This window comes from Nonomuraea sp. NPDC049758 (genome assembly GCF_040674635.1).
GTDB lineage: Bacteria > Actinomycetota > Actinomycetes > Streptosporangiales > Streptosporangiaceae > Nonomuraea.
The window spans coordinates 26,593-38,773 of record NZ_JBFAMZ010000038.1; the positions used below are offsets into that span (position 1 = coordinate 26,593).

Below are 12,181 nucleotides of genomic sequence, written 5' to 3' on the forward strand. Positions count from 1 at the left end.
GACGCGTTACAGGCAGCGGCACAGACCCGGGGTGGCCGTCTGGATGGCGCGGTGTTTCACAGCGACAACGGGGCGCAGTACTGCTCTCGGGAGTTCGCGCGGGCCTGCCGCCGGCTCGGCGTCACCCGCTCGCGCGGCGTTGTCGGCACCAGCGCCGACAACGCCGCAGCCGAGTCCTTCAACGCGACCCTCAAGAGGGAGACCCTGCAGGGCGCGCCCGGCTGGCCCGACGCCCGCACCGCCCGCCTGGCCGTCTTCGGTTGGATCACTCGCTACAACACGGTCCGGCGGCACTCCCGACTGGGCCACCTCAGCCCAATCGCCTACGAGAAGACGACAGATAGCCCGAAGGCTGCTGCATGAAACCGGTGTCCGCGTTGGAGGGGGAAGCCCCTACAGCCCGGTCCGGCCGCGATTGCCGGCACCCTCAGCCCGTCCCAGCTGGCCACCACGATCCGGGCGCGCTGGATCCAGTCACCGGGAGCGTGCCGGGCACCAACCAACCGGCGAACAGTGCGTTCTTCCCTCTCATCGCACGGGGCTCGCGCGAACAGTATCTTCGGCATGGCGTAATCCTCCTGCCATGAGAATCCGCCTGCTCAAGGCTCCTGGCCAGAGGCAATCCCACACCCTTTGAGGAACGCAGCACTAGCCGACCATCGGCCGCCTCGACGCCGCAGCGACGGCAGGAACCCCCGGGCGTTCCCTGGCGGCGGCCCCGGACGCGTGACCGGACGATCACATGTCGACACATGGCCCGATCCAATCGGATTCACCGCGCAAACAGCCATTTATGGACCTGACAAAGAGGTGGCTTTCGTCGCCAAGGTCGCGTAAGGGACGGCTAAGGTGATCAACATTCACCCCAGGGAACCCCCCGACTGGAGGCCCTTTGTCAACCCATCGACGGGCGGCACCTGCCGTCCTCGTCGTCCTGGCCTGCGTGCTGAGCGCGGGCGCGGCGAACGCGTCGGCCTCGGCGGCACCGGTGAGCGTCGTGGTGCCCTCGGCCGACGATGTGTTCATCAGTCAGGCCGCGCCGGAAACCGTTTACGGCAGCGCCGAGTGGATGTCGGTCTGCGTCAAGACCTGCAACGACGCCACCAACGCCGAGCGCCGGGCTCTCATGCGGTTCAAGGTCTCCGGTGTCCCGGCCGACGCCCAGAACGTCAAGCTGACCCTCCAGGTGCGCGCGACCCGCACCACCGACACCACCGTCAGCGCGCACAAGGTCACCGGCACGTGGTCGCGGACCACCACCTCCTGGACCACCAGACCGGCGTTCGGCACCGCGCTGACCACCCGCACCGGCTTCACCGCCGACACGGTGGCGGACCTGGACGTCAGCAAGGCCTACACCGGCAACGGCGCCTACTCCTTCGGCCTGACCGCGTCCAAGGGCCCGGTGGCGGTGCTGTACTCCTCGCGCACGACCGGCAAGGGACCGAGCCTCAAGGTCACCTACACCCCCGCCGCCACCCCGACGCCGGCCCCGACCGGCAGCCCCACCCCGACCGCGTCCCCGACCGCGTCCCCCACCGCGTCCCCCACCGCGTCCCCGACGGCGACGGGCGGCATGCCCTGCCTGCCGTTCGACAAGCCGGCCGCCTCCACGCTGCGCTCCTACGACAAGAAGGTCTTCGCCTTCTACTTCCCGCCCTATCCCCTGTCCATCGACAACAAGGATCCGGCCAAGGACCAGTACGCCTCGTGGCTGGACCCGGCCGGTTCCAACGGCATGTACGCCGGCCAGGGCGGCCACTCCCGTGACCGGCCGCTGACCCGCCCGGTGCGCTCCGGCGACTGGCGGCAGGCGGACTTCGAGGTCGAGGTACGCCAGGCCATCGCGATGGGCCTGGACGGCTTCATCTACGAGCACCACACCTCGACCAGCGACCAGCGCTTCAACCAGTTCCCCAAGATGCTGGCGGCCGCCAAGGCGGTGGACCCCGGCTTCCGGATCATGCTCAGCCCGGACTTCCCGACCACCAAGGGCGCCGCGCCCGACAAGGTGATCTCCGACGTCCTGATGGCCAAGGGACACCCGTCGTTGTACAAGCTGCCCGACGGGACGATCCCGCTCGCGCCGTTCTACCCCGAGCGTCAGACGCCTGCCTGGTGGGACGCCCTGCGCGAGAAGCTGGCCGCCCAGGGCATGAAGACGGTGCTGGTACCGATCTTCCTGGACTGGAGCGGCTCGGGCAAGACCGAGTGGAACGACTCCGTGGCCGGCTACTCCTCCTGGGGCGTCCGCTGGCAGAGCTCCACGGACGGCTACCGCAAGTCCGGCATCGAGGCGGCCAAGCGCGGCAGACTCTACATGGCCCCCGCGGCCCTGGAGGACGTACGCCCGCGCGACAAACGCTATTGGGAACCGTCCAACAGCGGCACCCTGCGGCAATCCTTCGTCAAGGCCATGGAAGGTGACGCCGACATCGTCAACCTGCTCACCTGGAACGACTACGCTGAGTCGTGGCTGGCCCCATCGGTGAAGCGCGGCTACGCGCCCGCCGACGTCATCGCCTACTACACGACCTGGTTCAAGACCGGCAAGGAGCCCAGCGTCAAACGGGACGCCTTGTACTACTTCCACCGCAGCCACCGCACCGACGCGCCGTTCGACGCCTCCAAGCAGACCATCGGCCCCATCGCCATCCCCTATGGTGACGCGGCCACCGACAACGTCGAACTGCTCGCCTTCGTCAAGGAGGCCGGCACCCTGACCATCACGCAGGGCGCCAACGTCCAGACCAAGGAGGTGACCGGACCGGGCATAGTGTCCTTCAAGGCGCCGATGGTGCCCGGGACGACCCCCGTCTTCGAGCTGAAGCGCAACGGCAAGGTCGTCCAGACGGTCAAGAGCGACACTCCGATCGTCAAGAGCGTCGTCTATCAGGATCTGATCAACCACGCAGGCGGCGGCGTCCCCTGCTCGCGCCCGCTGTAGCGCGCCGGAGCGCCAGGGGCATCCTGGCGCTCCGGAGGTGGCCGGTGGGGCCCGGGGTGACAAACCGACATAAGGGCCGCTTCAAATAGCACCAGCCATGGATGATGCTGATGTAACCGCAGACCGAGGACGACGGCCGGCCCGCTCGCCGAGCCGTTCCCCCTCGGCCCCCTCCTCGACGCGCTGCGCGGCACCGCCGAGCACCTGGACCGGGCGCAGCTGTCGCCGGTGACCGGCGCCCTGCGTCCGCTGCTTCCCGAGCTGGCCTCCCGCCTGCCGGCCGCGGCGAGCTGCCGGAGGATCCTCCGGCCGCAGGCACCGGGTCTTCCGGGGGCTGGCGGAGCTGCTCAGGGCGCTCGGACCGGTGGTGCTGGTGCTGGATGACCTGCACTGGGCCGATGAGCAAACGGTGGCGTTCCTGGGCTATCTGCTGGCCGACCCGCCCTTGGGACTCGCGCTCGTCCTCACCTTCCGCGGGGAGGGGGCCGGTCCGGGCATCAGGGCGATCCTGGCGCGGCGCCGTGTGGACGTGAGCAGCGCCCACCTCGTCCTGCCGCCGCTGAACGTGGCCGAGACCAACGAGCTGACCGCCTCGATCCTGGGACCACGCAGGGTGGGGAGACTCGATGGCCCTGTTCCAAGGCCGCGAAGTGGTCGTGCAAGACAGCGTGCCGGAACTGGTGGATCGGCCCGACGGTCCGTAGCAGACCGACCCGGTGGGCGTCTTCAAGGAAGTCCATGACCCGCCAGGGCAATCGGTGCCTGATGGCTAGCGGGAGGAGGACAATGGTGCAGGTCAGCCAGGCGTGATGTGCTCCGGGCCCGGATCCAACCCCAAAGCCAAACGCGAACCCGGTCACGACCCCGACCGTAAGTGCGACTGCTGGCCCTCTGTTCGTCCGCGCAGGCGAAGGCTGGCCCGGCCGGGAGCATCATCAACCCAGGTGCTGGCCCCCATCCAGCCCAGGACACCAGCACCCAGTCCAACGATTCCAATCCAGTGCATTCCATCGTGGGAGGCGAAGTACTCGACGACCCCTCCAAACGAAAGCGCGATCATCAGTCCGACTGTGAACTGAATCAGAAGCCGGAGGCGGCAGGAACTGGTTCGGGCAATTCGCCACCAGGCGATGTCACGAGTAGCGGAGAACTGGCGGGCTAGGTAGGCCAAGTAGCGTTGAGTAGCGGCCGGATTGAGTTCGTGGCGTGGGCGGAAGTGGTCCGCGAGTTCCCTACTCGGTGGGCGACTGGCGATAAGAGCGGGAGTGATTCGGTCGATTAGGTAGCTGCGCAGGGCAGTCGCGTCGTTGCCCAGATGTCCGACTAAGGGCGCCGGATCAGCGCCAGGGGCAATAAAGACGCTGCGGATCAGCCACAAGCCCAGCGGAGTGGCAGCAAGCTCGCTCAGCCCGGGAGTGATGCCGCTGCCCAAGGCGGTCAGAATCTTTTGCCAGGCGTCGGACGGGGATGCTGGCAGGCAGGCTCGCAGGTAGTCGGCGGCTGCCTACGGGGTGAGACGTTTGGGAACGATGTGTGCGGCAGCGTGGAGCGGCTGCGCCGCCTTCTTGACGGCTGTGGAGAATTCTCGCTTCAAGCTGGTGATGATCAGCTGATCACGGTCCGAGAGTGAGATATTGAGCGCGTCGATGACGCGAGCTCGCGTTGTCTCCGACACTTCATCCAGGCCGTCCAAAATCGGCAGGATGTGTCAGCCCTTGGCCAGCTTCGTGGCAGCGTCAGGACCGTTCTTGGTTGCCGCCAGCGCTGGGTAGTTCCGCGAGAGTTGATCCGCAAGCCAGTCCTGCAGGAGAGGAAACTGGTCGATGTCCCAGCCGCTGATCGGGAACAGCACCGGCACCGGCACAAACCCCGTCGTCGGCAGCGGCTGTTAGGTCCGCTTTGCGGGTGCTTAGCAGTTGCAGGAGAATCTGGATTGCCAGCATGGTCTTGCCCGTGCCTGACCCCCCCTGTGATCACCAACCGTCGACGCTTCAGCGCACGAAATTGCTCGACGAGGGTGGGCATGTCGTCGTTGCTGCCGCTGAAGACAAGCTCGCCCTTCTTAATCAGGTGCGACTGGCTCATCGATGTGCGGTCGATACTCATCTGCCATTGCACCGGGATCGGGTGTGGGTTGCCCAGCAGGAGCAGGCGTGCTTCATCGCGCCACTGCTGCTCTACTTGCTCGGCTAGTACCTGATCCGCGGCGGGAAGATCCGACACCGCTGGCTTTCCCTGGCGCCAAGCAAGGAAAGCCGCAATTCCCCCCAACAGAGTCGCTATGACTCCGGAAACGACGGCGACAAGATCAGAAAGAGGGCTCTCTTGTTCCGGATTGGTCTTCAGTGCGACTGCTGCGACTGCAGCAACTCCGGCAGCCGATAACAGCCAGCGTGCCCCACGTGAATTCATTTGTATATCGTGGCCTCCGAGCATAGCCTCCTGCTTGATGAGTGTGGAAATGATCTATATTGATCAGTTGCACTGGTACTCCGGTTGTCCTTTTTCCGGACAGTGCAGCTAGGACAGTAGCCGAACGTGAGTACGAGGATGTTCCGCCTCCCATCGCTGTACGCGCTGTGAAGGCCCACGGACGGCACCTTCTTGGAGCCGGTGATGCAATCAGCTGAGCATGGTGCGTGCCGCGCGGTACGCCGTCGCACGATGATCCTGCCCTGCCTGTCTCCGTGGGAGTGAAAGCCTGCTCATGCCACTGATCGCCGACTTCATGTGGTGAGGAGGCGTTCTGGCCCGGCAGCGGGCCTGTGTCGACCGCCGACCTTGGGCTCCACGGGCCTGAGGAGCCGCCCGTCGTGTGCGCCGCCGACCTGGGCGAGGGCTGGACCGACCGGCCGTGGCGGCTGGGCCTGTGCCGCGATGGCGCGTTGTCGATCCGTCGCCACGGCGAGCAGTCGTTCAACGGAGTGGCCCGCCCAGTGGCCTACGCCTGGGAGAAGGAGCCGCTGCAGATGGCCCACGTCGACTTCGGCCGGCTGTGGCCCGAGCGCGACCAGCGGCTCACCTACGAGGACGGTCACCGCTACAGCGCACCGCTTCCACCCGGCAAGCTGCTCATTCGGTCAGGTGACGCGATCTTGCTCGCACTCCACGTAGTGCCGGTGTGAACCGTTGCTGTGTCAACGAGTGCCGGGGCCGTGCGGGTTGTGTGCGAGAGCCGGATCGGTGATGCTGGGTCGGCCCCGGAGGGATACTTCGATGTGGAGAGCCATGGACGTGGTCAGCTTCGCCGCCGTCCCGGCGCATGAGCGGCTCAGCTTCTGGCGCGAGATGAGCTCGAAGATGTGGATGCCGCTGGACGCGCACTGCGAACCAGGCCTGGAAGGCGCGTTCCAAGCTCACGTCGCTCTTGGCGGGCTCGGCCTCGTGCAGGCGACCTTGCTCACCGCGCCGTCGCTGACGATCCGGCGTACGCCCCGGCTGATCCGCCGCTGCGACCCCGAGACCTTCTTCGTGACCTGCACCGTCCGTGGCCACGCCATCGGGGAGCAAGCCGGCCGGCAGGCGGATCTGGGGGTCGGGGATCTGATGCTCCGGGACAGTTCGCATCCCTATCTGACCAGGTTCGAGGCGAGGGGCCCCGGGGACAGCCAAGTGCTGTCGCTGCAGTTTCCGCGCTCCTTGCTGCCGCTGCCCGAGCGGGGCCTGCGCGAGCTCAACTCGGTGCCGATCCGGGGTGAGCGCGGCATGGGTGCGCTGGCCTCGCAGTTCCTGCTCCAGTTGGCCCGGCATCTGGAGGAGTTCAGCCCGGCCGAGGCAATGCGGGTCTCCACCCTGACCATCGACGTCCTGACCGCCGCGCTGGCCGGCGCACTGGACGCCCACAGCGCGGTGCCGCCGAACAGCCGACGACGCGCGTTGCTCGCCCAGATCCACGCCTTCATACAAGCGAACCTGGGCGAGGCGGACCTGACCCCGGCCGCGATCGCCGCGGCGCACCACATCTCCCTGCGGTATCTGAACAAGCTGTTCCGCGCCGAGGGGCACGCCGTGGCCGCATGGATCCGCGAACGCCGCTTGGAACGGTGCCGGCGTGACCTCGCCGAGCCGCATCTGGCCGGTTACCCGATCAACGCGATCGCGGCCCGGTGGGGGTTCACCAGCCCGGCGCATTTCAGCCAGGCGTTCCGCAGTGCGTACGGGATGTCGCCACGCGAGTTCCGCCTGCAGTACGCGAGATAGTGCCCGCAGACTAAACAGGTGTGCGCTCTGCCGTAAGGACAAGTCCAGCGATGACCAGCAACCTGGGAAAGGAAGGCCAACGGGGAGTCCAGGCAAAGGAGACCGATGAGCAAGCTCGCTGGAAACAGCCGCAGCAACCCTTTCGGAAGTTCGCCTGTTCGGCCCGGCCCCAGCATCCGCCGCTCCCGCATCTGTAGCGGAGACAACCGGAGAGAGCGAAGTCGGTATCGCAGCGCAGGCTGCATCGTTCCGCCTTTCAAACAGCGGCAGCGGGCGCTGTCTGATCAATCCAACAGGTGTCTTCATGGCCCGCTGCAACGCAGCCAGCCCGTACCACCTGTGGATGGAGGTCTGAGGCTTCTGCTTTGTGACGTCGGCCCGGCTTGATCCGCGCCGCGAGCCTGTACGTCGCACCGCGGGACTGCGGTGCTCCCGGGTCCCACGGGAGACGGCAGGCGTCGTAGCGCCCTCGCCCTGCGCAGAATGCCGGTCCGTCGGCGGCACGCGGCATCGGCTTCCGCGAGCGCACCGAGGACGGCCTCCGGCAGCACATCGTCAAGTCATTCAGGCACCAGAACCATTGATGGCGAAGGAGAAATTTCATGCGTATGAAACTGTCCCAGCTCGTTATCACGGCGGCGGCAACCCTAACCGTCGTGGGTACCGGACTGGCAGCCACCCTGCCGGCAGCGGCACAAGAACGCACGCCAAACTCCCAGCAGGCCGTCTCCGCCCTAGCGGTTGAATGTACGCGCGCTCCAGGTGAAGGAATGGTCTATGCCGGTGCGTTCGTAGGAACCGACTCCTGCCGTAGGTGCGTCAACACGGGTATCGCGGGCATCCGCGACGGAGCATGGCGTACGTACAACTGCTGGACCACGGTCCCAGGTCCGGGTGAGTGGCGCACCGTCGAGTTGTGGGTGAGAGGATACTGACCCGTTGAGCCCGGGAATCCTTCCGCTCAGGCGCTGATCATCTCGATGCTGCCGCCGCCCCGGGATCTATCGCATGCCGTACGGATCCCTGGCGCCGAGGGCGTGGGCACGTTGTCGCCTCAGTTCATACTGCAGTTGGCCGGTCACCTGCATCCGCGGTTTTGTCCAACGCGCTGGACGCGCAGAGGGTTGTGCCGGCCCCTATCAGGGGGCGAGCGCTGATGGCCCAGATCCACGCCTTCATCCGGCACAACCTGGGCGAGGCGGCGGCGCACCATATCTCCCCGAACAAGCTGTTCCGCGCCGAGGGGCACCGTGACCGACTGGTTCCGCGAGCTCCGTATGAAGCAGTGCCGGCGTGACCTTGCCGAGCCACTTCCGATTCACGCGACCGCGGCCCGGTGAGGGTTCACCAGCCCGGCGCCGACCGCGGCAGGCATCGTTCCTCTTGCAGCTCAAGGACACCGATCGTGGCACGGCGGGAGGCTCCGCCCATCGGTCCAGCCACCTGGTGACGGTCCTGTTCCGTCACCGACAGGACGACCAACCCGAACAAGGAGTACGGGCGCATGACTGGACAAGACCGGCACGATCCCGGGCCCGCACGAAGAATGACCGGTCCCGGATCCAGGAGGCCGAGACGGGGTGCACTCAAGGCCACCTACGTCCTCGCCGTCACCCTCACAGCCGGGTGGGCGGTCCTGTCCAGCCATGGCGGAGCCGCCCGGCAGGTGCCGGTCCCCAGCGACCGTCCGGCCACGGCGGTCGACGAGAAGCTGCTCCACCAGGCCGCGGAACGGCTGATCGCCCGCTGCATGGCCCGGCACGGCTTCGCCTACACCGAGCAGCGGCCACCCCCTCCGACGACGGAACCGGACTTGCGCTATCCGCTCGACGACGTCGGCTGGGCTCGCCGGCACGGTTACGGAACCCTGCTGGCCGGATCCCGCGCAGCCGCTTCGGACCCCGGCCCCGACGAGGTGCGGAACCTGACACCCGAGCAGCGGGAAGCCTGGTACCGCACGCTCATGGGGTCGGATCGCGCACTCGTGGTGGACCTCCCCGAGCGAGGCCGGCTCACGACATCCGACGACGGCTGCACCGCGGAGGCGCGACGTGCCCTCTACGGCGACCTTGCCGGCTGGTACCGGGCACGACGGACCGTCGATCACTTCGGCAGCTACACCCTCACCCTGGTCACCGCCGATCCCGGCTACCGGGCCGGCCTCACCGCCTGGGCCGGATGCGTGCACAAGCACGGGTACCTCGCGTCCTCACCGGACGAACTACGCGAACTGGTCACCCGCACCGAACCGGCGTCCACCAGCGTACGGCCGCCGGCAGCAGAGATCGCCGCAGCCGTGACCGAAGCCGAGTGCACCACCTCCACCGGCTTCTCCCGCACCCTGCGCCCCCTGAAGCACCGATACCAGACACAGACCGAAAGGAGGTTCGCGCGCGAGCTCACCACGCTGAAGTCCTACGAACTGCAGGCCATGCCCCGAGCCAGAAGGGCTTTGGCCGACTCCTGAAACCGCGACATCGCGACCTATCGAAGGGAAGTTTCATGATCAAGGCTGTCAAGGGCCTGGCCATCGGCCTGCCCCTCGCGATGATGACGTTGGCCCTGACCTCCGGCACCGCCAGCGCCGCCCGCGGCGACTGCGCCTCAGGCTACTTCTGCGCCTGGGCCGGTGACGAGTGGGCGGGCCTCCCGACGGCCCGATGGCCCAGAGGAACGAATGACGCGAGCTGGTACGACAACGGTTTGCACGACAACGCCGAGTCCGTCTACAACCACTCCCCGTCGTATCAAGATCCCACAGTGCCCGACAACGTCGTGCTCTTCCTCGACGTCAACTACGGACGCGCGGATCTCTGCGTCCTGCCGGGCGAGTATTACGACGGCGGGATGGACGACAACGACTACGACTCCCACCGATGGGTCAGCGACTGCGCCTGACCCCTGACGCCGGGCAAGCCAGGCCCTACCCGTCGCCGGCGCCCCCGCCGAGCTCGGCGGATAGGGTCCTGGGCCCAGCGAACGGCAGCGGCGAAACGCCACCACGACGGCGCAGACCCCGCCTTACCGGCCCGCCCGCTGCCACCAGCACCCAGGGGAATCACCCCGGACGATGGCCCCCGCGCCGCGCGGGCCATCGTCGTCATGCGGGACCTCACCTCGGCCCATCCAGACGCGAGCAGCCAACGACGCCCCAAGCCCCGCGGCGCAGGGGCCCGGCTCTGGCGCACCCATCCACGCCGACCGGCTCACCTCCCGTCCGGAGTACGACGGCATCGCTCGCGATGGAACCCGGCATGAGCCGCTGACCTGCGGCGTAGTGCAGGGGCGGTGCACCGCTTGCGGCCTGGCCCTGATAGACATGTCCGACCCATCGCGGCTTTTATGCCTCACTATGCCTCTTCGTCATGGAGTCACCCCTCGTGCGTCATACCGTGGCCGTACTGCTCTGCGCGGCGGCCCTCACCGCCTGCGGCACGCCGAAGGCGGTGAAGCCGCGGTCGGCCAGCCAACACCCGGTCGGCCAGGGTGAGGCGTGGGTTTTATCCGCCCGCAGGCCGAACAGGTCTTGCTGGACGGAAACCAGCAGTCGAGGGCCGGCTTCACCGCCATCGCCCCTCCAGATACACAAACCTCAGTGCTTCCCTACGCTCCCTCACGTACGCGCGTGGATCTGTCGGGGAGTCCGGGAACCCCTGGTCCTGGTGGGGAGAGTTGCGCATGGAGAGAGCGCACGGGCGAGCCCTGGCCGCCGCGCTGTCGCCCCTGTCCGCGGAGCACCCCCTGGACGCCCTGACACGACCGCCACTCCCCCACCGTTCTCGGGCCCACCGCTCGGGTCGAAACGACCGGACGCAATGTAACACTGCGTAATCGACGATCAGCCTGCTCAGGCGTCCTCTGCGGAGTCAGGCAGGCTCGGCAGTGCGCTCGGGCGCGTTAGCAGTCCAGTCTCGATAATCTCTCGCGCCGTCTGCGGATCGTAGGAGGGCGGGCGGATGCCGCTGTCCATCATCGTCTCGATCAACCTGGCCATCTCGGTCAGATGGTGTTCACGGACTTTTCGCAGATGCTGGGCTTCTGTGGAATGGCCCTGCTTGACCCGTTCGAGGTGGGTCAGCCGACCGGCGGCCTTGATCATGAGGTCGGTTTCGTCGGAGAGCTGCTGGAAGAGCTCGATGGGCCGTACCACTGTGCGCCAGGCTTCCAGCCTGGACGGTCCGTTGGGCCCGCCGATGGTGCTGCGGTCGGCGTAGGGCCTTCCGTCGCTGTGCATGCGCACGGGAGGCTCGGCTCCCGTGGCGGTCTTCCAGGCCATGCGTGGGTGAACGGCCGGCTCGAGCGGAATGGTGGGGATCTTGTCCAGCTCGCCGACCGGGAAGATGAGGAGCAGGAGAGGTACGGCCAGGGCGTGCGCGAGGACCTCCAGCTCGTCCACAGTGACCTCCCGGCGACGTCGGCCAGTGCGATCGCGGCGGCCGGTCTCGATATTGGTCAGGGCGGCGAAGGTCAGCTGGTCGGCGCCGAGCCGGGCGCACTCCTCGGCTAGCTGTTCCCTGGTCAGGCCCAGTCGTTTGCGGTGTTTACGGAGCTGATCGGCGATCACGTCGCTCGGCGTATTGTGCATATCGACAAGCTCGCATTGCAATTTGACTCGTTCTCAGTGTACGCCCCTACGGTGCGTCGGTAGGCGACGGACGACCGAACCGGGGCAACGCCCGCCGCCCGAACGGACGTCATCTTTCCGACCGCTCACGCGGGGGGCACCCATGAAGACCATCCGCGCCGTCTGGACGGCGATCATCACACTCGCCGCGGCCGTCGTCGCACTCGCCGCCTACCTCCTGATGTCTGCCGGAGGCTCAAGCCCGACCGAGGCGATCCTCACCAGCGCCGGCGCCTTCGCCGGGACCGTGCTGGCCCTGTTGGCGATCGCGCATTTCCTCACCGGCGCCTCGTCCTGACCTTGGCCGGGGCTCTGCGTCCGGGCCGCGGTGGCAACTCGGGCGGCGAACCAGGAGTCAGATATCCGGAACAGCACGCATTGGTCACACCTTCGCTGTACCGGACAGTAGT

At 67.2% G+C, this 12,181-nt stretch carries 10 protein-coding genes and 2 pseudogenes; 9 read left to right on the forward strand and 3 right to left on the reverse strand.

Annotated features, from left to right (window positions below):
• From AB0J46_RS49075 to AB0J46_RS49085, 3 genes and pseudogenes are all read left to right on the forward strand, one after another.
• Nucleotides 1-363: pseudogene (locus AB0J46_RS49075) on the forward strand (integrase core domain-containing protein); the annotation flags it as partial.
• 529 nt (nucleotides 364-892) lie between these two features.
• Nucleotides 893-2,947, forward strand: a complete 2,055-nt coding sequence (locus AB0J46_RS49080; RefSeq protein WP_364343427.1) for an endo-1,3-alpha-glucanase family glycosylhydrolase — start codon at nucleotides 893-895, stop codon at nucleotides 2,945-2,947.
• A 310-nt stretch (nucleotides 2,948-3,257) separates the two neighbouring features.
• A pseudogene (locus AB0J46_RS49085) lies at nucleotides 3,258-3,689 on the forward strand (AAA family ATPase); the annotation flags it as partial.
• Nucleotides 3,690-4,451: 762 nt separating this feature from the next.
• Here the strand turns inward: AB0J46_RS49085 and AB0J46_RS49090 are convergent.
• A complete protein-coding gene (locus AB0J46_RS49090; RefSeq protein WP_364343430.1) occupies nucleotides 4,452-4,640 on the reverse strand; it encodes a hypothetical protein in 189 nt (62 codons plus the stop codon).
• Nucleotides 4,641-4,655: 15 nt separating this feature from the next.
• Nucleotides 4,656-4,805 (reverse strand): hypothetical protein, encoded by a 150-nt coding sequence (locus AB0J46_RS49095; protein WP_364343433.1) that lies wholly within the window; start codon nucleotides 4,803-4,805, stop codon nucleotides 4,656-4,658.
• Nucleotides 4,806-4,900: 95 nt separating this feature from the next.
• Between AB0J46_RS49095 and AB0J46_RS49100 the strand changes: the two genes are divergently transcribed.
• The 5 genes from AB0J46_RS49100 to AB0J46_RS49120 all read left to right on the forward strand — a co-directional run bounded on the left by AB0J46_RS49100 (nucleotide 4,901) and on the right by AB0J46_RS49120 (nucleotide 10,045).
• On the forward strand, nucleotides 4,901-5,140 hold the full coding sequence (locus tag AB0J46_RS49100; protein WP_364343436.1) for a hypothetical protein: 240 nt from the start codon (nucleotides 4,901-4,903) through the stop codon (nucleotides 5,138-5,140).
• A 572-nt stretch (nucleotides 5,141-5,712) separates the two neighbouring features.
• On the forward strand, nucleotides 5,713-6,072 hold the full coding sequence (locus AB0J46_RS49105; protein WP_364343439.1) for a hypothetical protein: 360 nt from the start codon (nucleotides 5,713-5,715) through the stop codon (nucleotides 6,070-6,072).
• Between the two features lie 103 nt (nucleotides 6,073-6,175).
• Nucleotides 6,176-7,147, forward strand: coding sequence for a helix-turn-helix domain-containing protein (locus tag AB0J46_RS49110; RefSeq protein ID WP_364343442.1), 972 nt, complete (start codon nucleotides 6,176-6,178; stop codon nucleotides 7,145-7,147).
• A gap of 1,504 nt (nucleotides 7,148-8,651) precedes the next feature.
• Nucleotides 8,652-9,614, forward strand: a complete 963-nt coding sequence (locus tag AB0J46_RS49115; protein ID WP_364343445.1) for a hypothetical protein — start codon at nucleotides 8,652-8,654, stop codon at nucleotides 9,612-9,614.
• A 35-nt stretch (nucleotides 9,615-9,649) separates the two neighbouring features.
• On the forward strand, nucleotides 9,650-10,045 hold the full coding sequence (locus AB0J46_RS49120) for a peptidase inhibitor family I36 protein (RefSeq protein WP_364343448.1): 396 nt from the start codon (nucleotides 9,650-9,652) through the stop codon (nucleotides 10,043-10,045).
• Between the two features lie 949 nt (nucleotides 10,046-10,994).
• Here the strand turns inward: AB0J46_RS49120 and AB0J46_RS49125 are convergent.
• Nucleotides 10,995-11,711 carry a helix-turn-helix transcriptional regulator gene (locus tag AB0J46_RS49125; RefSeq protein ID WP_364343451.1) on the reverse strand — a complete coding sequence of 239 codons (717 nt, stop codon included), beginning with the start codon at nucleotides 11,709-11,711 and terminating at the stop codon, nucleotides 10,995-10,997.
• 163 nt (nucleotides 11,712-11,874) lie between these two features.
• On the opposite strand from AB0J46_RS49125, the gene AB0J46_RS49130 reads away from it, so the two are divergent.
• On the forward strand, nucleotides 11,875-12,069 hold the full coding sequence (locus AB0J46_RS49130; RefSeq protein ID WP_364343454.1) for a hypothetical protein: 195 nt from the start codon (nucleotides 11,875-11,877) through the stop codon (nucleotides 12,067-12,069).
• Nucleotides 12,070-12,181 lie beyond the last annotated feature (112 nt).